General features: G+C 71.7%; 18 protein-coding genes. 8 read left to right on the top strand and 10 right to left on the bottom strand.

The window, feature by feature from the left end; genetic code table 11:
- Positions 1 to 56 precede the first annotated feature (56 nt).
- On the bottom strand, positions 57 to 272 hold the full coding sequence (locus AC1DXJ_RS07940; RefSeq protein WP_153269213.1) for a WhiB family transcriptional regulator: 216 nt from the start codon (positions 270 to 272) through the stop codon (positions 57 to 59).
- A 319-nt stretch (positions 273 to 591) separates the two neighbouring features.
- On the opposite strand from AC1DXJ_RS07940, the gene cofD reads away from it, so the two are divergent.
- Together cofD and AC1DXJ_RS07930 are read left to right on the top strand one after the other, a co-directional pair.
- Positions 592 to 1,566: a 2-phospho-L-lactate transferase gene (gene cofD / locus AC1DXJ_RS07935; protein WP_477624912.1), complete on the top strand. Its 975-nt coding sequence runs from the start codon at positions 592 to 594 to the stop codon at positions 1,564 to 1,566.
- A 2-nt stretch (positions 1,567 to 1,568) separates the two neighbouring features.
- Entirely contained in the window at positions 1,569 to 2,600 is a 1,032-nt protein-coding gene (locus AC1DXJ_RS07930; RefSeq protein WP_477632499.1) for a coenzyme F420-0:L-glutamate ligase, read from the top strand.
- A gap of 457 nt (positions 2,601 to 3,057) precedes the next feature.
- On the opposite strand, the gene AC1DXJ_RS07925 is transcribed toward AC1DXJ_RS07930, so the two are convergent.
- Positions 3,058 to 3,990: a DNA-3-methyladenine glycosylase family protein gene (locus AC1DXJ_RS07925; protein ID WP_477636771.1), complete on the bottom strand. Its 933-nt coding sequence runs from the start codon at positions 3,988 to 3,990 to the stop codon at positions 3,058 to 3,060.
- An 89-nt stretch (positions 3,991 to 4,079) separates the two neighbouring features.
- Between AC1DXJ_RS07925 and AC1DXJ_RS07920 the strand changes: the two genes are divergently transcribed.
- Complete coding sequence (locus AC1DXJ_RS07920) at positions 4,080 to 4,781, top strand: DUF3105 domain-containing protein (protein ID WP_477632498.1); 702 nt, start codon at positions 4,080 to 4,082, stop codon at positions 4,779 to 4,781.
- Positions 4,782 to 4,883: 102 nt separating this feature from the next.
- On the opposite strand, the gene AC1DXJ_RS07915 is transcribed toward AC1DXJ_RS07920, so the two are convergent.
- From AC1DXJ_RS07915 to AC1DXJ_RS07895, 5 genes are all read right to left on the bottom strand, one after another.
- Positions 4,884 to 5,687, bottom strand: a complete 804-nt coding sequence (locus tag AC1DXJ_RS07915) for a class I SAM-dependent methyltransferase (protein WP_477632497.1) — start codon at positions 5,685 to 5,687, stop codon at positions 4,884 to 4,886.
- On the bottom strand, positions 5,684 to 6,721 hold the full coding sequence (locus AC1DXJ_RS07910) for a lysylphosphatidylglycerol synthase transmembrane domain-containing protein (protein ID WP_477632496.1): 1,038 nt from the start codon (positions 6,719 to 6,721) through the stop codon (positions 5,684 to 5,686). Before AC1DXJ_RS07910 ends, AC1DXJ_RS07915 begins: the two co-directional genes overlap by 4 nt.
- 18 nt (positions 6,722 to 6,739) lie before the next feature.
- Entirely contained in the window at positions 6,740 to 8,668 is a 1,929-nt protein-coding gene (locus AC1DXJ_RS07905; protein WP_477632495.1) for a glycosyltransferase family 4 protein, read from the bottom strand.
- A 139-nt stretch (positions 8,669 to 8,807) separates the two neighbouring features.
- Positions 8,808 to 9,962: a glycosyltransferase family 2 protein gene (locus tag AC1DXJ_RS07900; RefSeq protein WP_477636770.1), complete on the bottom strand. Its 1,155-nt coding sequence runs from the start codon at positions 9,960 to 9,962 to the stop codon at positions 8,808 to 8,810.
- 146 nt (positions 9,963 to 10,108) lie between these two features.
- Positions 10,109 to 11,080 (bottom strand): type IV toxin-antitoxin system AbiEi family antitoxin domain-containing protein, encoded by a 972-nt coding sequence (locus tag AC1DXJ_RS07895; RefSeq protein WP_477636769.1) that lies wholly within the window; start codon positions 11,078 to 11,080, stop codon positions 10,109 to 10,111.
- 163 nt (positions 11,081 to 11,243) lie between these two features.
- On the opposite strand from AC1DXJ_RS07895, the gene AC1DXJ_RS07890 reads away from it, so the two are divergent.
- The gene (locus AC1DXJ_RS07890) at positions 11,244 to 12,035 is read left to right on the top strand and encodes an inositol monophosphatase family protein (protein ID WP_477614980.1); all 792 of its coding nucleotides are present in this window, start codon (positions 11,244 to 11,246) and stop codon (positions 12,033 to 12,035) included.
- A 71-nt stretch (positions 12,036 to 12,106) separates the two neighbouring features.
- On the opposite strand, the gene AC1DXJ_RS07885 is transcribed toward AC1DXJ_RS07890, so the two are convergent.
- Complete coding sequence (locus tag AC1DXJ_RS07885) at positions 12,107 to 13,270, bottom strand: GNAT family N-acetyltransferase (protein WP_477636768.1); 1,164 nt, start codon at positions 13,268 to 13,270, stop codon at positions 12,107 to 12,109.
- A gap of 55 nt (positions 13,271 to 13,325) precedes the next feature.
- On the opposite strand from AC1DXJ_RS07885, the gene AC1DXJ_RS07880 reads away from it, so the two are divergent.
- Positions 13,326 to 13,631: a hypothetical protein gene (locus AC1DXJ_RS07880; RefSeq protein ID WP_477636767.1), complete on the top strand. Its 306-nt coding sequence runs from the start codon at positions 13,326 to 13,328 to the stop codon at positions 13,629 to 13,631.
- 68 nt (positions 13,632 to 13,699) lie between these two features.
- Here AC1DXJ_RS07880 and AC1DXJ_RS07875 read toward each other — a convergent pair whose 3' ends face one another.
- Entirely contained in the window at positions 13,700 to 15,814 is a 2,115-nt protein-coding gene (locus AC1DXJ_RS07875) for a hypothetical protein (RefSeq protein WP_477636766.1), read from the bottom strand.
- Between the two features lie 131 nt (positions 15,815 to 15,945).
- Here AC1DXJ_RS07875 and AC1DXJ_RS07870 point away from each other — a divergent pair, with 131 nt between their 5' ends.
- Together AC1DXJ_RS07870 and AC1DXJ_RS07865 are read left to right on the top strand one after the other, a co-directional pair.
- Entirely contained in the window at positions 15,946 to 16,377 is a 432-nt protein-coding gene (locus AC1DXJ_RS07870) for an FAD synthase family protein (protein ID WP_477614976.1), read from the top strand.
- The gene (locus AC1DXJ_RS07865) at positions 16,377 to 17,111 is read left to right on the top strand and encodes a TIGR03089 family protein (RefSeq protein ID WP_477636765.1); all 735 of its coding nucleotides are present in this window, start codon (positions 16,377 to 16,379) and stop codon (positions 17,109 to 17,111) included. The genes AC1DXJ_RS07870 and AC1DXJ_RS07865 overlap by 1 nt, the downstream gene beginning before the upstream one ends.
- 6 nt (positions 17,112 to 17,117) lie before the next feature.
- Here the strand turns inward: AC1DXJ_RS07865 and AC1DXJ_RS07860 are convergent, their stop codons facing one another.
- On the bottom strand, positions 17,118 to 18,770 hold the full coding sequence (locus AC1DXJ_RS07860; protein WP_477636764.1) for a peptidoglycan-binding domain-containing protein: 1,653 nt from the start codon (positions 18,768 to 18,770) through the stop codon (positions 17,118 to 17,120).
- Positions 18,771 to 19,101: 331 nt separating this feature from the next.
- Here AC1DXJ_RS07860 and AC1DXJ_RS07855 point away from each other — a divergent pair, with 331 nt between their 5' ends.
- Entirely contained in the window at positions 19,102 to 19,905 is an 804-nt protein-coding gene (locus AC1DXJ_RS07855; protein WP_477636763.1) for a CoA transferase subunit A, read from the top strand.
- Position 19,906 lies beyond the last annotated feature (1 nt).

Genomic DNA, 19,906 nt, shown 5'->3' with positions numbered 1-19,906 from the left:
AGGCCATGGGGCGGGGCAAGCGTCATGCGCTGGTCACGGAGTCGCCGCTGGGGCGACTAGACCGCACGCTTCTTGAGCTTGCGGCGCTCCCGCTCGGACAGCCCACCCCAGATGCCGAACCGCTCGTCGTGGGCGAGGGCGTACTCCAGGCACTCGGCCCGCACCTCGCAGCCGACGCAGACCTTCTTGGCCTCACGCGTCGACCCGCCCTTCTCAGGGAAGAACGCCTCGGGATCGGTCTGGGCACAGAGCGAGCGCTCCTGCCATGACATCTCCACCTCTTCGCCACCTTCGAAGGTGACCAACTGAAGTTCCTGCACGGCTTCCTCCTCGACCCGGTTCGCCGCTGCGTGTGACCTTGCTTGGTCACAACAATGGAATTACACGCGTGTCATACGTGGTTCGTCAAGCGGAAGTCTGATATTTGCCCGATCGGATGAACCTTGATAACGCCGCTTCACAGGACGCTAGAGGTGCGCTAGAAGACTCCCGGCACAGGCGTCGCCCCGACGGCGCCCCCGAACGGCCCCGACGGCACCCCCACGGCGCCCCCGCTGCGGGGGCTGTGGACGGGCTGCAAGACTGCGGGGCATGCGCATCACGGCACTGGCCGGCGGCGTCGGAGGTGCCCGCTTCCTGCGTGGCCTCCGCGCCCACCTGGACCGCTCCCCCGGCCTCTCGGACACCGAGCTGACCATCATCGGCAACACCGGTGACGACATCAGCCTGTTCGGGCTGCGGGTCTGCCCCGACCTCGACACCCTGCTCTACACCCTCGGCGGCGGCATCCACGAGGGCCAGGGCTGGGGCCGGGCCGACGAGAGCCACCGGGTCCAGGGTGAGCTGGCGGCATACGGCGCCGTGCCGCAGTGGTTCGCCCTCGGCGACCTCGACTTCGGGACCCACGTCATCCGTTCGCAGTGGCTCGGCCAGGGGGTGTCCCTCACCGAGGTGACCGCACGCCTGGCGGCCCGCTGGGGCCTGCCCGACCAGCGGATCACCCTGCTGCCGATGAGCGACTCCCCCGTGGAGACTCACGTCGTCGTCGAGGACGAGGAGGGTCAGCGCGCGATCCACTTCCAGGAGTGGTGGGTTCGTCACCAGGCCTCGATCCCGGCGCAGCGGTTCCAGGCGGTGGGCATGGACCGCGCGACCGCAGCACCGGGTGTCCTCGACGCCATCCGGACCGCCGATGTGGTGCTCCTCCCCCCGAGCAACCCGGTGGTCTCGATCGGCATCATCCTGGGCGTGCCCGGCGTGCGAGATGCGTTGCGTGGCAGCGCCGCTCCCGTCGTCGGCGTCTCACCGCTCATCGGCGGTATGCCGGTGCGCGGGCACGCGGACGCGTGCCTCCGGGCCATCGGGGTGGAGTCGACAGCAGCTGCCGTCGCCGGGCTCTACGAGGACTTCCTCGACGGGTGGCTGGTGTCCGCCGAGGACGAGGCGTCCGTGCGCCTGCCCCGAGCGACGGTTCGCAGTCGGCCGCTGCTCATGTCGGATGCCGATGCCGCGGCCGACATCGCCGGCGCCGCCCTGGAGCTCGCGCTCGAGCTCAAGGGCGCCTGACCGTGTCGGTGTCACTCATCCCCTTGACGGGGATGCCGGAGGTGGCGGCGGGCGACGTCCTGGTCACGCTCCTGCTCGACGCAGCGGCCTCTGCGGGCATCTCGCTGGCGGACGGCGACGTCCTCGTCGTCTCGAGCAAGATCGTCTCCAAATCCCTTGGTCTGTGGGCTGATTCGGCCGACAGGAGTGCCGCCGTGATCAGCCAGACGGTGAGGGTGGTGGCGGAGCGCATGTCGGACGACCGGATCACCCGCATCGTGCAGTCGACGGCCGGTCCGATCATGGCAGCGGCCGGGGTGGACGCCTCCAACACCGGGAGTCGCGACGACGTGCTGCTCCTCCCCGCCGACCCCGATGCGGAGGCCGAGCACCTGCGGGTGGCCCTCCTCGCGGCGACAGGGCTGCGGCGCGTCGGCGTGGTCCTGAGCGACACGGCCGGGCGACCCTGGCGGTTCGGGCAGACGGACTTCGCCCTGGGGGCAGCCGGAGTCTCCGTCGTCGATGACCTCCGGGGGGCTGTCGACGCCGACGGCAAACCGCTGGCCGTCACGGCGAGGGCCGTCGGCGACGAGCTCGCCGCCGCAGCCGACCTCGTCAAGGGCAAGGCGGACTCGATCCCCGCCGCGGTGGTCCGCGGCTCCGACCTGGCGATCGACGGACGGGGGGCGGGGGCGCGGGCACTGGTCCGCGTCGGCCGGGAGGACTGGTTTGACCACGGGCGCGCCGAGTCGATCCGGGCCGCCCTCGGCACGGCCCCGGGCAGCCCGGAGGCCATCGAGGACGGCATCGCCGCGATCGGCCCCGAAGACGTGGCGTCCCGACTGCGGCGGGCGGTGGCCGTCGCCCTGCGCGGAGCGCCCGATGCCGGCGTGGACGTCGGGGGTGAGGTGGTCCACGTCAGTGCGCCGACGGCATACCAGCTGGGGGTGGCGGTGAGCCGCCTGCAGGTCGCGCTCTGGGGGGAGGGGCTGGCCACCGACGCGCCCGACGAGGTGAGCGGGCTGGATGTTCGCCTGGAGGTGCATCCCCGCTGACCGTGCAACAAGTCCGGCCCGCTGGGACTGTTGCCGGCTGGAGGTCACAGAGCGGTCGATTCGGGGCTCCGGTGACCACGAGCGAGCACCAAGTCCCGGCCCGCTGCGACGTGTTGCCGCCTGGTGGTCACAGAGCGGTCGATTCGGGGCTCCGGTGACCACGAGCGAGCAACAAGTCCCGGCCCGCTGCGACGTGTTGCCGGCTGGAGGTCACAGAGCGGTCGATTCGGGGGTCCGGTGACCACGAGCGAGCAACAAGTCCCGGCCCGCTGCGACGTGTTGCCGGCTGGTGGTCACAGAGAGGACGATTCGGGGGTCCGGTGACCACGAGCGAGCAACCAGTCCCGGCCCGCTGCGACGTGTTGCCGGCTGATGGTCACAGAGCGGTCGACTCGGGGGTCCGGGGACCACGAGCGAGCAACAAGTCCCGGCGCGGAGGGGTCCCGGCGCGGAGGGGTCAGCGACGGGTGGGCAGATGGGTGCGCGGCGCCATCCGCGGGCCACGCCGGGGCCGGCTGGCCCCGGACAGCTCGAGGAGGTGCTGCACCCGGTAGCGGTGGCCGCGGTAGGGCTCGAGCAGCTCGGCCAGCACCTCGTCGTCGCGGACCTCTCCGAGCAGGGCCCAGGTGAGGTCCTTGGCCACGTGGTAGTCGCCGAAGCTCACGGCGTCGGGGTCGCCGAGCGCCCGCTGGGCCACCTCGGCAGCCGTCCACACCCCCACGCCCGGCACCGAGCGAAGTCGTCGGCGGGCCTCAGCCAGTGGCAACGAGGCACTCTCCTCCAACCGGCCGGCCACCCGCGCCGCCCGCACCACCGTCGCGGACCGGGCGCCGTCGACCGAAGCGCCCAGCCACTCCCAGGACGGGATGCCCGCCCACTCCTGGGCCGTCGGCGCCACCCACAGCCGCCGCTCCTCCCCCGGCCCGGGCGCGCGGGAGCCGAACCGGTGGACGAGCCTGCGGTAGCCCCCGAAGGCCTCCTGCCCGGTGACCTTCTGCTCGATCGCCGCCGGCACCAACGCGTGCATCACCAGCCCGGAGCGCGGCACGTGCCACGCGGCATACCTCTTCCACGCAGTGGCCACCTGCGGGTGGTGCGCCACGAAGTCGCTGTCGTCGTCATCCCCACCGAGGAGCGCAGGCACCTGGTCGAGGGCCCACTGGGCGCCGTCGCCCCACGCCGTCGCGACGACCTCACCGACGTCGCCGCGCTGAACCAGCCGCAGCGTCGCGGTCCCCGAGGGCGTGGGAAGGCCGAGCCACCAGCCCTCACCGCGGTCGGGCTGGGACGTCGGATCGGCGCCACCACGACGGAATGCCGAGACGATCAGGCCGACCGACGTCGGGCGCCCGGGCCGCCAGACACGGGTCGTCTCGGCCGTCGGGGACATGCCGTCAGTCTTGCGCGTAGGGGTGACAGGGTCCGCAGGCGGGCCACGTAGACTCTGCGGGTCCCGACCCCGAACCACCCGAGGAACCCGTGGCAAACAAGCGCGTGAGCCAGGACCGCAAGGCCCGACTGGCCGAGATCCAGAACCAGCAGAAGGCGAAGGAACGCAAGGTCGTCGCCGGCATCGTCGTCGGCTGCCTCGTCCTGCTCGCGGGTCTCACGGGGGTCGTCCTCTACGCGATCAACGACGCCAAGGCCAAGCAGCTGCCCAACCTGGGAGCCTCGGTTGCCGCCGCCAAGTGCGACCCGGTCACGACCGACGCGAACGCCGGTTCGGGTGAGCACGTCGGTCCGGGCACGCAGAAGCCCGACGAGACCTCGGTGAAGTACGCCACCATCCCGCCGAGCAACGGCCCGCACTTCGTCAGCCCCGACGTCAGCGGCCGCGACTTCTACACCGCGACCGACCGCCCCGTCCTCGAGACCCTGGTCCACAACCTCGAGCACGGCTACACCATCCTCTGGTACGACGGCGCCAAGGTGAAGGACACCACCCTCCTCAAGGACATCGCCGACCAGGGCAACAAGCTGAGCGACTCGAGCGGCAAGTTCAAGGTCGTCGAGTGGGACGCCAGCCGTGGCGCCTTCCCCGCCGACAAGCCGTACGCCCTCGTCCACTGGGCCAAGGACGCCGGTCACCGCCAGCTCTGCGGGGACATCTCCGGCCAGGTCGTCGTCGACTTCGTCAAGAAGTTCCCCAAGGACGACACCCAGGAGCCGGGCGCACAGTAACGGCCCAGCAGGCCGCAAGCCCACCCACGACCTCGGTATGCCGCCCACTGGCCTCAGTGGGCGGCATACCTGCGTCGGGTGGGCGCGGGTTGGAGAGAACCGTCAGAGGTGGACGGGGCTGACGCGCAGCGCCGGGCCCGAGGGTGAGGCGTCCTTGAAGGCGGCCCAGATGTACGTCGGGGCCATCGGCGCTGCCCTCTCGAGCAGCGGCGCGGGAACGCGCGACACCCACTGCGGTATCTGGTCCGTGCCCGCGAAGGCACGGCTGTCGGCCAGCACCGGCAGGGTGTAGTCCCACACGTCGAAGGCGCCGAACAGCCGGCGCAGCCCCGCTCGGGAGTAGTAGTGCTCGTAGTAGTGCTCGCCCCGCCGGGTGAGCCGCATGTAGCGGTCGGCGGCGCCCTGCGGCAGCCAGGACAGGAACGGCAGCTTGTAGTGCGGCTCGACCACCTGGTGACGGTGCCCGATGCCGAGGTAGAGGACGCCGGTGGGACTGAGCACGCGGTGGATGTCGGCGACGACCGACTCGGGGTCGACGACGTGCTCGTAGATGTGGTTGAACACCACGACGTCCATCGAGCCGTCCTCGAAGGGCAGGGCCTCACCACGGGCGAGGCTGAACTCGACCCGCTCGCCGAAGCGCTCACGGGCGGCCACCAGTCCGGGCTCGTCGATGTCGACGCCGGTGGTGTGCGCGCCTGCCAGGGCGAGCTCGTCGGCGATGAAACCCGCCGAGCAGCCGACGTCGAGGGCACGCAGCCCAGTCAGGTCGTCGCGGCCCAGGGCGTGCCGGACGACAGCCAGGATCTTCTGGGCCTTCTGGCGCCGCTTCCGCTCGTCGAGCATGGCGTCCATGAGCTCGGAGTAGGCGAGCTGCTCCTCGCGTCCGGTGCCCTCGCCGCTCATGACCGGGCCTGCCTCGGGCCGGGCGCCTGCTCCCCGGGTGCACCGTCGGCGGCAACGTCCACGGCGGGGTCGACGACGATGTGGTCGTGTTCGCGTTCCTGGGCGGAGGTCAACAGGTGGTGCGACCGCGCGTAGGCCCAGCCGAGCAGGGCGAAGAGGACGTCGGCCGCCACCGTGAGGAACCGCGAGATCACCACGACCGCCGTCGCCGCTGAGGTCGAGGTGACCGGCGCAAGGATGAGCACCATCACCCCCTCGCGGACGCCCACGCCGGCGGGCAGGATGACGCTGAACATCGCCAGTGACGACGCCAGCGCGAAGCCCGACAAGGTCGCGAGCACCAGCTGGCCGCTCTCGTAGTCGGTGCTCGTGGCACGTGCGAGGACGAGCACGTGCAGGCCGGAGCACACCCACGCGCCGATGAACAGCAGCGTCGCCGACAGCACGGCGCGGCCCGAGAGCTCTCGCTCCAGGGGCTCGCGCCGCAGGATCCTCAGGACTGTCGCGATGGCCCAGTTGAGCAGCCGCGGCCACAGCACGACGGCCAACAGGGGCATGGCGAGCAGCACCATCCAGCCCGTTGCCGCCGCCGAGTCGTCCCGGGTGATGAGCAGGGGCAGGGCCGGGACGCCGACGATCAGTCCGCAGATCGCCGCGATCGCGACCGTCACGAACGCCACCACGGCCGAGCGGCGGCGGGGGATGTGCAGCCTCGCACCGATCTCGGCCTGCGCGACGATGCTCCACACGGCACCGGGCACGTACTTGCCGAGCTGGCCGACGAAGAACACCCCGCCCGCGGGCGCGACGTGCAGCGGCGACCCGAGGTCGGCCAGCAGGATGCGCCACCCCAGCACAGTGAGCAGCGGGGGCAGGCAGACCAGCAGGGCTGCGAGCGCGAAGGACCCCGCGTCGATCCGGTCGATGTCGGCCGACACGGCTCGCCAGTTGCGCGCGACGGCGATCGACACAGCCGCGACGACGAGCAGTGCCAACAGGATTCGCAACAGGGTGAACACGCGGGATCGGGTCATCGTGGGCTCTCCGTCATGTCAGCGTCTTCGCAGGGTGAGACGAAGCAACCCGTATGCCGCGTCGGTGCGGGTGGAGGTGTCGGACGCCATCCGCATGCGTCCGGCGAGGTCGCCGTCGAGGTCGCCGACCAGCACGAACCCGAAGTCGTGGGAGCGGGCCAGGACAGCACGGACGTCGGCGGGGCCCAGCGCGCCCTCGGCTCCGGAGTGACCGATCGGCAGGGTCACGCAGAGCAGACCGCCGGACTTCAGTGCCCAGGACGCCTGGCTCATCGCTTCGTCGATGTCGTCGGCGTCGCAGCCTCCCGGGTGCAACCGCACGATGACGTCGAGCGACGCGGTGTCGACGTCGAGGACCTCGACCGACGACCGACGACCGGTGAGCTCGAGCTCGACGGGCACGAACCCGATGGCTCGGGCCCACTTGGACAAGGGCGAGCGGCTGCCCGACTCGTCGACGATGACGGCGCTGCGGCGGCCGTCGTCGCGGACCCGGACGATGGCAGCCAGAGCGCCCAGGGCTGCCCAGGCCGCGATCGCGTCGCTGCACCGGGGCAGTCCGAGGCTGCGGGCGAAGGCTTTAGCCTCGTCGGCATCGTGGCCGTCGGCGAGGATGTCTGAGGCGTGGACCCATTCGGGCAGGTCGCCACGGCCGAGCTCCACCTCGGGACGCGAGGCGGCGATGACGGTGCGCGCGACGCTCGCCGCCCGGTGCCTCAGGTGCCCGACGACGGCGGCCGCCCCGGTGGCCGTGGGCTCGGCCCCCGGCTCGGACCCCGGCTCGTCAGCCTCGGCGGCCGGTTCGACGGCGGCGAGGGCCTCGATCGTCCCGACGTACCGCGCCCACGGCCCGGAGAGGTCGGGAGGACGGACCTGCGCGCGCAGCCGGTCCGTGCAGCCGGGTTCCGCGAGGCGCTGGAGGGCTTCGACGAGCGCCTTCTTGTCCCCCGGCGGCACCAGCAACCCGTCGACACCGTCGCGCACCTGACCGCCGAACGTGCCGACGTCGGAGGCCAGGATCGGCAGTCCGTGGTGCTGGCCGAGCAGGGCGTTCTGCGATGCCGTGGCACTGCGGTAGGTCAGCGTCAGGACGTCGTGGGTCGCCAGCAGCGGCGCCAGCCGGTCGGCCGGCACGTAGCCGCCGTGGACCTCGACCCGGTCGCGCAGCCGAGGATCCTGGGCAAGCTCCTTGACGCGCTCGCCGCTGGTGCCCCACATCTCGCCGGCCACGGTCAGGGTCGGTCCGGGCACCTCGGCGAGCGCCTCCATGAGCAGGTCGACACCCTTGTAGTCGCGGACCATCCCCAGCGCCAGCAGGCGTGGCGGGCCGTCGTGGGCGGCTCGCTCCACTGGTGCGCCACCGGGCAGGTGCGGGGGGAGGTCGGTGACCGAGACTCGCGGCGCGCCGAGCTCGTAGGCGATCCGTGCTTGCGAATCACTGTGCACGAGAACGGAATCCACGCGTTCGAAGAAGCGTTGCATCAGCTCACGATCGCCCAGGTGCGTCTCGTGCGGCAGCACGTTGTGGGCGATCACGACGGTGCGTGGCCCCGCATGGGCAACGCCCCGCTGGGCGTTGCGGCGACCGACCCCGGCCGCCCTCAGCAGTGCCAGGTGGGCGGGGACGACTGCCGGGATGACGTGCACGACGACCACGACGTCGAAGGTGCGCAGCCGGCGCCCGGTGCGAACCCACGTGTCGGGACGGGCCCAGCTCAGGGCGCGGACGGTGCGGGGAAAGGGCTCGACGTCGGGGGCGCCGCCGGGGACGGCCTGCTCACCGGGATACAGCTTGGAGGGGTAGAGGTGCGACCAGGACACGAGCGTGACGTCGTGACCGGCCTCGGCCAGCTCGTGCGCCAGGCTCGTCGTGTGGGACGCGACCCCGCCCTTGTAGGGGTGGGTGGGCCCGACGACCGCGACCCTGAGCGCGGCGCTGGGGGTCACCGGACTCGCCCAGCAGGACTGCCCGCCGGACGTCCCGGCAGAGGTCCCGCCAGACGTACGCCCGGTGCCGGCTCGCCGGCCGACCGCGCGCCCTCGCGTGGCGTCACGCTGGCCGGCAACGCGGCATACCGGACCGTGCTCACACGCCCGTCCGGGAACGCACGACGAGGTCGGACAGCAACGCGAGCGAGCCGATCATGATGCCGCTGACGATGAGCAGCACGGTGCTCGCCGGGAAGTAGAACGGGTGCCGCACCATGTCCACGATGCCCTTGAGCAACCCGATGACGATGAGCCACAGGGCCGGCGGCATGAGCACCTTGAGCGGGTCGAAGTACATGACCATGCGCAGCACCTGAAGGATGTAGCGGTAGGCGTCGCGGACGAAGTGGAACTTGCTGACGCCTGCGCGCTTGGCATAGCTCGTCGGCACGTACTTGATGTCGTGCTGGTTGCTCAGGAACGCCAGCGTGATCGTCGTGACGCAGCTGAATCCGGGTGGCAGCAGGCGCAGGTAGGGCAGGGACACCTCGCGCCGGAACGCCCGCAGCCCGCTGTTGAGGTCGGGGATCGTCTGGTTGGTGAGCTTCTCGGCGATCTTGCGGATCAGCCACTTCGCCGGGATCCGGGCCCACTTGTGGGTGCCCTCCTCGGTGGTCCGGGCGCCGACGACCTGGTCGTAGGAGTCGTCGTCGCGCAGGATCCGGACCAGCTCGGGAATGCGCTCGTTCTCGTAGGTCATGTCGGCGTCGGTCCACACGACGATCTCGCCGTGGGCCTGCTGGGTGCCGATGCGGCGGGCGGTGCCGCTGCCGCCGTTGCGGCGGAACGGCATCACGCGGAGGTTCGCGTAGTCGCGACTGGCGCGCTGGAGCACCTCGAGGGTGTCGTCGGTGGAGGCGTCGTCGATGCAGAGCACTTCGTAGGTGAACTCGCTGGCGTTCATCGCCTCGGTGATCCGGTCGATCTCCTTGAGGACGTGCGCAGCCTCGTTGAAGCACGGCAGGACGATGGTGACGTACGGCTTGCCGTGGCCGGGTTCGCCGGGCAGGGCGGCAGGCGCCGGCTCACGTGCCGGGAGGTATGCCGCGTCGGCCGGGTGCACGGGCAGGTCACCCCCCGGGGTGGTGGGGGCCACCTGCTGACCGGTGCTGACCAGCTCCGTCGCGGGGGCGCTGACCTGCTGGGGCGCGACGGGCATGCGCTCCGTCGCGGGGCTGTGGGCCTGCTCGGGGTCGGTGGGAATGCGCTCCGTGGCGGGGGCGACTGGACCGGTGCTGGGGTGCTCGCTCATCTCGCGAGGAGCCTACCCGTCGGAAACCTCCCCCGTGCTCCCCGTCGTTGTTCCCGCCTGCGGCGGTGCGCCAGTCCGCGACTCTGAAGGATTCTCCGGATCTGGGTCCGGAGGGTCCTTCAGAGTCGCGGGCCGGCAGGCAACGGTCAGCGGACCGGGACCGTGCAGCCGTTCCGCCGGCAAGGTCGCGGCCGGCCCGGCCAGCCGCGGGCCCGGAGGATCGCCCCGATGTCGACGGCGGTGTCACAGGGCGTGACCGCCACATCGGCCCAGAAGACCCTCGTGGTGGCGCGCGCCCTGGAAAGCAGCTGGCGGTCGCGGCGTCCGTCCTTCACCCGGTCCGCCCACCGCTCGTGCCCCAACCGACCGTCGACCTCGACGAGCAGGCCATAGTCCTCGTACGCGTTGTCATGGAACCGTCGACGACCGACGTCCGAGAGTGCCTGGCGCGCTGCGACGGGCAGACGGTGGGCGCGCTCGACGTCACGGACGTAGAGCGCGTCGGCACCACTCTGGGCGCCGTCCTCGACATCGGCCAGAGCGGGACCGAGGACGCGGCTGTGGCGATGACCCTGACGCCTGGCCAGCTCGGCCCGGAGCTGGCCGACCGTGACAACCTCCTTCTGCACCGCGCGGGCGACGGTCGACAGCGCGTCGACGACGGTCCCTGTGGCCGCCACGTCCAGGAGGGTGGCAGGGAGCGTTGTGCGCCACGGGTATGCGCGCTCATCGACGAGATCCTCCCAACGGACCGAACGGCGCACCCGCAGAGTCGGACCCGAGGCGATGGCCCGCTCGTAGGGAACGACCACCTCGGTGACCGTTGGTGGCCTGCTCTCCAAGCCCCAGAGGAAGAGGGCGGAGCGACCACAGAAGGCCGCATCGGCGGCTGGCGCGCCGGACAGGCACCGCAGCAGGTCAGCGGTCGCAGTGACGTGCCAGTCGTCCCGGCCAGGCTTGGTGAGGAACACGCCCTGGCGCAGCCGGACCCACCTCCCCGATGTGACGCGCCACTGCACCGCGTCGTCCGTCATGCCTGCTGCCAGGCACTGCCGACGGGTCAGCAGGTCGTACTGGCGGTTCGCGTGCTGGCGCAGCGTTGACCAGTCGATCGGCATCCGCCCACTGTGGCCGCTCGGCGGTGGCGGGCGGTCGGCTGTCCACAGCCCCGCGACTCTGAAGGATCGTCCGGGGCTGGGTCCGGACGATCCTTCAGAGTCGCGAGATCCCAGTCGTGGACCGGTTGCCCACCCGAGGCTCCGGTGTGGAACGGTGGGACCCGTGGACACCCAACAGGTGCTTGACCTGATGAAGACCGTCGCAGCCGAGGTCATCACGCCGCGGTTCCGGGCGCTGGCCGACGGCGAGGTGATGGAGAAGAACCCCGGTGACCTCGTCACCATCGCCGATCACGAGTCCGAGGCGATCCTCACCCGCGAGCTCTCGGCGGCCTTCCCCGGCGCGTTCGTCCTCGGCGAGGAGCGCACCTCGGCCGACCCGACGACTCTCGACCGCTACGTCGGGGCGGAGCACGCCTTCACGGTCGACCCGGTCGACGGCACCAAGAACTTCGTCCACGGCTCCCCCGACCACGCCGTCATGGTCAGCGAAGTCGTCCGTGGCGAAACGGTGCGTGCCTGGATCCTGCAGCCCGAGCACGAGGTCGCGTGGGTCGCCGAGAAGGGAGCCGGCGTCTATCGCAACGGCGAACGCGTCACCCGCGAGCCGGTGGAGGACGGCGTCCCCCCGCACGGCGTCACCTCGATCTGGCCGCTGCGCGGTCACTCGCTCGGTCGGCTGCCGGCACTGGTCGGCTCGTGGGTCTGCTGCGGCGTCGACTACCCCCGGCTGATGGAGGGGGCGACCGACTACATCCTCTACGCCCGCAACAGCCCGTGGGACCATGCGCCTGGTTCGCTGATGGTCACCGAGGCCGGCGGTTTCGTCGGTCACACTGACGGAACGCCTTACGCACCAACGGTTCTCACGCCGGGAATCATCGTGGCTGCGGACAAGGGCACGTATGCCGCCGTCCGTCGCCATGCCGCCGACGCCTTCGCGAAGCGCAGCTGACCGGAAGGGACCAGGACGGGTTCGCCGGGCCGTCGCGAGGGAGCCTCAGGAGCCGGCCTCAGGAGCCGGCCTCAGAAGTAGTCGGTCAGGTAGGCCGTGGACGTCGCGAACACTGCGTCCACCAGCTCGGCCAGCGCCGGGTCGACGTCGGCCGCCAGCCCGGCAGCCGTGACGGCGGCGAGCGGCCTACCCGCGTAGAGCGCCGCCAGTCCGCGGCCCGTCAGCCGGAGCGCCGGCCGGTCGGCCTGCGGGGCGTGCTCCACCACGGCCTGGCCGTCCGCGACCGTGAGGCGCCAGGCTCCCGTGTTCGTGGCGGCTTCCGGATCCTCCACTGCCAGCGTGAGACCCGCCTCCACACCGACGGGGTAGCCGCGTGCCGACAGGGCGGGTGCGACGTCGAGCACCCGCAGCATCCACGCGTGCTGCTCCACCTCGTGCCCCGCCTCCTCGGGCAGCAGCCAGAAGAGCGGATCGTCCGGCGAGAGATAGGCATGCACCGTCCTCGCCACCGACGACCCGGAGCCCACCACTGCCCACAGGCTGCGCAGGGTGGTCTGCGTCGCACCCCACAGGAAGTGGACGAGGAGGTCGGTGCCGTGCCAGCCGTACACGACCACGCCGTCCTCAGCGCGGTAGACGAACGTCTCGGGGTCGGTCACCCGGCGCTGCCATTCGCTCTCGGACCACAGCAGCGGCCCGCTGGCACGCCCCTGTCGCAGCGCCGTCGCGCACAGCTCGCGCAGGGCAGGGACGTCCTCGGTCCCTGCCTTGCGCAACCGCGTGTCTCCACCGAGGGTCCGCAGCTGGGCTGCGTTCAGCGCGTAGCGGCTCTGCGTCCCAGCCAGCTCCCAGCCGAGGTGGCGGTAGACCGGGATCGTGGCTGGATACAGCGCCGAGAGGGGTTCGCCCCGCGTGACCGCCTGCTCGACCAGCCCCCGCATGAGCCGAGTCCCCACCCCGCGGCCGCGGAACTCGGGCAGCACGGTGATCCCGGCCATCCCGGCCATGGGTACCAACCTCCCGTGCCAGACCTGTTCGAACCCGCGCACCTTGCCGCAGCCCGCCATCAGGCCCCCGTCGAAGACACCGAACTGCCGGCCTTCGACGATCAGCTCCGCGTTGACGGCGCGCCACCTCTGCGCGCCCGAGCCCGACATGGGTCCGAAAGCCCTGACCCGCACGTCCTGCATCGCATCGAGGTCTGACTCGGTCAGCGGGCGGAAGTCGAGGCTCACGGTGTCGAGGCTAGCGATCGGGCGGGGCGCGGCGCAGGGTCTTAGGCTCCATCGCATGGCGAGCGACCGCGACTGGGGCCACGAGGAGGTATGCCGTGTGGTCGCGCTCAGCGGCGACGTCAACGCTCTCGGCGGGGCCGTGACCACCGCGCTCTGTGGGCACTGGGAGCACGATGGTCCGTGCCGCCGGCCCCATCACACGACGAGCACGAGGGCCGGTGACGAGGTGGTCGCCACCGTGCGGTTCGATGCCGCGCAGCCTGAGGAACAGCAGGTCCGCGCGCTGATCCGGGAGGCGCTGGCAGGGGGAAGCCTGGTGGGCCCGGATGGCACGACCACCACGTGGCGGCTCACCCCCTGAGACATGCCCGTGAGACGTGCCCGTGAGCCCGGGCGGTCGGGCGGTCCGGCCCGCGGCGCGTACCTGGCTCAGCCGAGCCGGCCGAGCCAGACCTGGATCGGCAGCGGCACCAAGGAGTCCGGGCGTTGTTCGAGCAGCCGGGCGTCCTCCTCGACCCGCGCGTCGACCGCCACCACGGCAGAGGTCAGCCCCAGCCGGCTGAGCGCCTCGGTCGAGTCGGCTGCCACGAGGACCAGCCGTCCCCCGCGGGCGTCGACGGCGCCTCGGACCTGGTCGACGGCCGCGGCCAGGCGGGCTGGGTCGTTGCGGAGCGCCGACGTCGTCGACAGGGCGGCCACGCCGCAGTAGCCGCGCAGCACCTGGGGCCACTCGTTCGCCGCCCTCGAGTCGACCATGAGGGCGACATCACCAGGTCGCAGGGCCGCGCACACGTGGTCGACGGCCGCCCACTCGCCGTGTTCCACCCGCTCGTCCGCGTGCGGCCACGTGGCGAGACCGGTGGGAACCAGCAGGGCCAGGGCGACGGCGATGCTCACAGCGACGTTCACGGCATACGGGAGCCGGCGGGTGGACCAGCGCGACACGACGGCGGCGCAGGCGACGGTGAGCAGGACGACCGTGGGCACGGCGATCAGGAGACGTCGGTCCGCCCACGGGTGGTCGGGCGTGATGCCCGGCCGATAGAGGGTGAGCAGGGTGGAGCCGATCCCGACGACGGCCGGTCCGGTCCAGCCCGGCAGCTCTCGGCCGTCGACCCAGGCCGACGCGGCCCGGTGCGCGAGCACCCCTGCCGCCACGAGCGCGAGGCCGAGCGCGGCAGGACCGAGCCACCATGACAGCCACACGACGGTCTGCTCGGCGTAGGTGCGGCCTCCGTCGACGGGCAGTCCCTGACGCGCCTGGAGCCCCGCGACGACGCGAGCCCCCGGGTCCGCGGCGGACTGACGCACGACCTGCCACCACGGGCGGCTGGCCAGCACGAGTCCGACCACCACGACGCCTCCAGCCAGGACGCGCGGCAACCAGGCCTGGACGAGGGCGGGCATGGCCCAGCCCCGTCGGGCACCGTGGAGCAGGAGAGCGCCGAGGACGCACACCGCCGCCCCGAGCGCCACGAGCGGAAGCAGCGAAGCGGCAATGCTGCCGAGGTACTCGCTCGACGTCAGCCAGGTGAGCCCGAGGGCGACCGTCCCGGAGACGGCCGTGGCCACGCCGAGCACCCGGGCATGAGCCTGCCGCTGCAGCGCTGCCAGGACCACGACCGGCACGACCAGGACGACCTCGCGCAGGGCATCGACCCGGATGAGGACCGCCCCGCCCATGAGCACACCGGTGAGGAGGGCCGTACGGCGCGAGACGACCACGTCGGGCACAGCGGCGCTCCGTGCGGCCAGCACCATCGTCAGGAGCCCCGCAGCCAGCACGGGCAGGGCGACCGGTTCGGAGTAGGTCGCGCGGGCGACATGGACCAGCGGGAAGAGCAGCGCCGTGCCCAGTGCCGCGAGCGGGCCCCACCGGGGGCCGACGACGGTCGAGGCCAGCAAGCCGACGCCCAGCACGGTGAGGCCGAACAGGATGGCCGGCGCCCAGGCCAGGGCGGCCGAACCCCCGACCCACCAGGCGACGGAGTACCAGGCGGAGGCCCCGATCGGGAACTGTGGCTGGATGCTGGGGTCCTGGGGGGTCCCGGTCGCGTAGAAGGCCGGACTCGCCAGGGTGATGCCGTCGATGGCCAGCACGTCGGCTCCCCCGACGGACTCGCGCGGGACCGCGATGGGTCGCGCGTGCCCGGACGCGAGCTGGACCGCCGACTGGAGGTAGGAGCCCGAGTCGCGCCTGGGGAGCACCTGCTCCGAGTGCGTGACCCCGGCCCAGACCATGGCGGCCAGCGACAACACCACGAGCACGGTGGCCGACCACACCGGGAGCGGACGCACCGGCACGAGCGACGTGGCGAGCGCCGAAGCGACCGCCAGCACCAGCAGAACGGGGATGGCGACCACCGGTGACCACAGCCCGCCGAGGGCGAGCAGGGCCGCAGCGACCGATCCGAGCACCAGCACAAGACCCGACCAGACGACGGTGCGGGTGACGAACCAGCCGCCCCACGCCTCGCCCCGGAGGAGCGGGAGGTCGCCGGGGTCTGGGGCATACGGGTAGCTGCGGGACTCGCGGCTGCTCACGGTCGGCAACGCTACTGCGCCCGTGTCCGCAACCTGTGCACCGGTGGGGGCCCATCGGCGCGCGCCGCTGCGGTCGTCAGGGGTGGACGAGGATGCGAGCCCAGCACGGGTCTCGCGATAACCTCACCGCCATGCCTGCTGCCGACAGCGCCGAGGACGACGCCACCCCCCGCACCGTGATCACCTTCGGGACCTTCGACGTGCTCCACGTCGGTCACATCCGGATCCTCAAACGGGCCGCCTCGCTCGGTGACCGACTGGTCGTGGGCGTCTCTGCCGATGCGCTCAACGAGGCCAAGAAGGGTCGCGCACCGGTGTTCTCCCAGGACGAGCGGGTGGAGATCATCAGCAGCCTGAAGTTCGTCGACGCGGTCTTCATCGAGGAGAGCCTCGAGCTGAAGCGCGACTACATCATCGAGCACCGGGCCGACGTCCTCGCCATGGGAGACGACTGGAAGGGACGCTTCGACTTCGTCTCGGACCTGTGCGAGGTCGTCTACTTCCCGCGCACCCCGTCGGTGTCCACGACCGAGCTCATCGAGCACATCGCCAACACGGCCTGATGGCCGCCACACCCGGGGAGGTCCTCGCGGCGTTGCTGGGCTCGGACCCGGCCGGCCCGCGGGTCACCTTCTACGACGACACCCCGGGACCCACCCAGGGTGAGCGCATCGAGCTGAGCGCCAAGGTGCTCGCCAACTGGGTCAACAAGGCCGCCAACGCGTTGCAGGAGGAGTGGGACGTCGCTCCCGGCTCGCGGGTTCGCCTGGCTCTGCCGCCACACTGGCGCTCCCTCTACTGGGCGCTCGCCGTCTGGTCCGTGGGCGCGACGGTGGTCCTCGACGACGAGACGTCGGACGACACCTCCACTGACCCGAACGACCTGGTGGTGACCGACGACGTCGCCGTGGCCGCGGCCAGGTCCGGTCCCACCGTCCTCGTCACTCTGGCCGCCCTCGCGCGGAGCGCGAGCCAACCGGTCCCTCTCGGGGCCATGGACGAGGCACGCGAGCTGTCCACGTATGCCGACCAGTTCAGCCCGTGGGAGGAGCCGGCTCCCAGCGACGCGGCGCTGAGCGACAAGGGAACTGACACGGCATACGAAGATGTTGTGCCGCAACGGGACTGGGCCCGAGGCGTCCGCGTGCACACCTCCACGGACGACCTCCGGACAGTGCTGGAGCTGGCGCTCGCGGCCTGGGCGTCCGGCGGCTCGGTGGTGCTCTCACGAGGCCCGGAGCCGGCGTCAGGTCGCGCTGGGAGGCTGGCGTCGGAAGGCGTCACCCTGGAGCTCTAGGGAGCCCTAGCGGCGACGCAGCTCCGCCTCGAGCGCCTGCCACGTCAGCGTCGCCACCACGCCGGTCCGAGCCAGCTTGGCCCGCCCCTGCAGGGCCTTGACGGCCGCCTCGTCGCTGGAGCCCAACGTTCCGTCCGCGGGGATCCGCAGGGCCTTCTGCAGCGCCGTGACCGCAGCCCCACGCGAGCCGACCCGCAGCACCGTGCCGTAGTAGGCCCGCAAGGGGTAGTCGCGGTTCTCCAGTGCCTGCCAGACCTTGACGTCCACCACCCCGGTCTGTGGCAGGTGCCGGGCCTTCTGGAAGGCCTTGACCGCAGCGGAGGTGCGCGCCCCGAAGGCACCGTCGACGGAGAGACCGCCGAGGGCACGTTGCAGGGTCTTGACCGCCGCGCCCCGGGAGCCCGCCTTGAGGACGGTCGAGACGAGGGCGGTGTAGGGGGTGGCGACGCGCGGGGACGAGGTGCTCCGCGAGGCCGTCGCGGTCGTCGCGGTCGTCGTCATGAGCGCGGCCCAGGTGGTGGGGCCGACGATGCCGGTCGCCGGCAGGTTGCGCCGGGTCTGGAACGCCTTGACGGCCGCGTGGGTCTTCGGTCCGAACGCTCCGTCGAGCGGCGTGACGCCGAGCGCCTTCTGCAGGGCCACGACGGCGGGGCCCGTGGCGCCCTGCGCCAGGGTGAGCTTCGCGTAGGGAGCGAGCGGGCTGGCGGGCGTCGACGTCGGCGGCTTCGCCGGTGTCGTCGGCGTGGTCGGCGTGCTGGGGGTGGTCGGCTGGGTGGGCGTGGTCGCTGCGCCGCGAGCCGGGATGAGCTTGAGGGCGACCATCTTCGCCCAGGTGGCCAGGTCCAGCTGGCCGGTCACCTTGACGCCGTTCTTGCCCTGCCAGACGCTCAGCGCGGCTGCCGTCTTGGGCCCGAACACCCCGTCCGGCGTGGTCCCGATGACCTTCTGCGCCAGGGCGACGTCGGGGCCCGTCGCTCCTGGCATGAGCACCGAGTAGACGGCCGACGGCGGCTGGGGTGGAGTCGTGGGCTTGGGCGTCGAGGACGGGCCGGGGTCGACCGTGGTCAGCGCCTTGCCCGTCCACCACGACGTGCGGCCGTAGGCGCCGTCCCAGGAGAAGGAGAAATGGATGTGGTCGGTGTGCGGGACCGGTCCGGTGTAGGTGGCCCATCCCCTGGCGGGGTCGTAGGCGCGCCACATCTTGTGGTTCCAGATGATGTACATGATCCCGAACCGGCGGGCCATCGCGCCCGGACGACCTTGGGCGTCCGGTGCCGACAGCCACTGGGTCACGGCGTCGGCAACAGCCTTCTCGTTCGGCTTGTTGACGCTGAGCATCCAGTCCCAGGCACGCCCTTCGGAGTGCTCGGTGAGGCCGCTGTTGCAGTTGCGGACGATGCCCCAGTCCGCGCTGCCGAGCCTGTAGTGGCCCGACATGAGCTTCGCGAAGGACACGACCCCGGGCTTGGCGTTGGGGTCGCACAGCCGCTGCGCCTGGTACGGCGAGGCGATGTCCAGCGCCGGGGGGAGCACCTTGGTCGGCGGCTTCGGCGTCGTCACCGACGTCACCGACGTCGCGGCATCCGCGGTCGCCGCGCCGACGGGCACGGTGAGCACCGGGATGGCCAAGACTCCAAGGGCACGCACGACACGCGACACGGAACACTCCAGAGGGGGATGGCGCCTCGGATCCCGAGCCGCGGTGACGAATTGGACACCAGCCCCAGGGGTCACTTCCTGAGCAGGCAGGACATTTGTCCCACCAGTGCACAGCCGTCACAAGGGCCTCTGGAGAACTACAACCACGGAATTCGTTCTCCCCTCCCCCGATCGGCTGATGGCCACAGCCAGCACGGGCCGGCACGGGCCGGGGCCGCCATGTGCCGGCACGCTGGTGCGCCGGCCCATATGGGGGCACCACGCGGCATACCCGGAACGGTGGGGAGGGACCACGCAGGGCGACCGAAGGCCTCCGGCTAGAGTCCACGCCATGGACAAAGTCGTCTCCACCGCGGCCGCAGCCATCGACGGGATCGTCGACGGCTCCTCCCTCTCGGTGGGCGGGTTCGGGCTGTGCGGCATCCCGAGCGTGCTCATCGCGGCGATCCACGATGCGGGGGTGACCGGACTCGAAGCCATCTCCAACAACTGCGGCGTCGACGACTGGGGCCTGGGCATCCTGCTCAAGGACAAGCGGATCGCCCGGATGGTCTCCTCCTACGTCGGGGAGAACAAGGAGTTCGAGCGTCAGTACCTCTCGGGCGAGCTCGAGGTGGAGCTGACGCCCCAGGGCACGCTCGCGGAGCGGTTGCGCGCGGGCGGCTCGGGGATCCCGGCCTTCTACACCGTGACCGGCGCCGGCACCCAGGTCGCCGACGGCGGACTCCCCTGGCTGTATGCCGCGGACGGCACCGTCGCGAAGGCCTCACCTCCCAAGGAGGTCAAGGTGTTCGAGGTCGACGGGCAGGACAAGGAGTTCGTCCTCGAGCGCGCGATCGTCGCCGACTTCGGGCTGGTCCGGGCGGCGCGCGGCGACCGGCACGGCAACCTCGTGTTCAACCAGAGCGCCCGCAACTTCAACCCGCTGGCCGCGATGGCCGGTCGAATCACGATCGCCGAGGTCGAGGAGCTGGTCGAGCCCGGCGAGCTCGACCCCGACCACGTCCACCTGCCCGGCATCTACGTGCACCGGGTGCTGCCCCTGACCGCCGACCAAGCCAAGGACAAGCGCATCGAGCGCCGCACCGTCCGCCCCGCGACCACCACCAGCCAGACGACCGCGCAGGAGGCCTGAG

Source organism: Pedococcus sp. P2_D9 (assembly GCF_056404275.1).
Note: the sequence above shows the minus strand (reverse complement) of the source record. Positions and strands in the feature narration are given on the sequence as shown.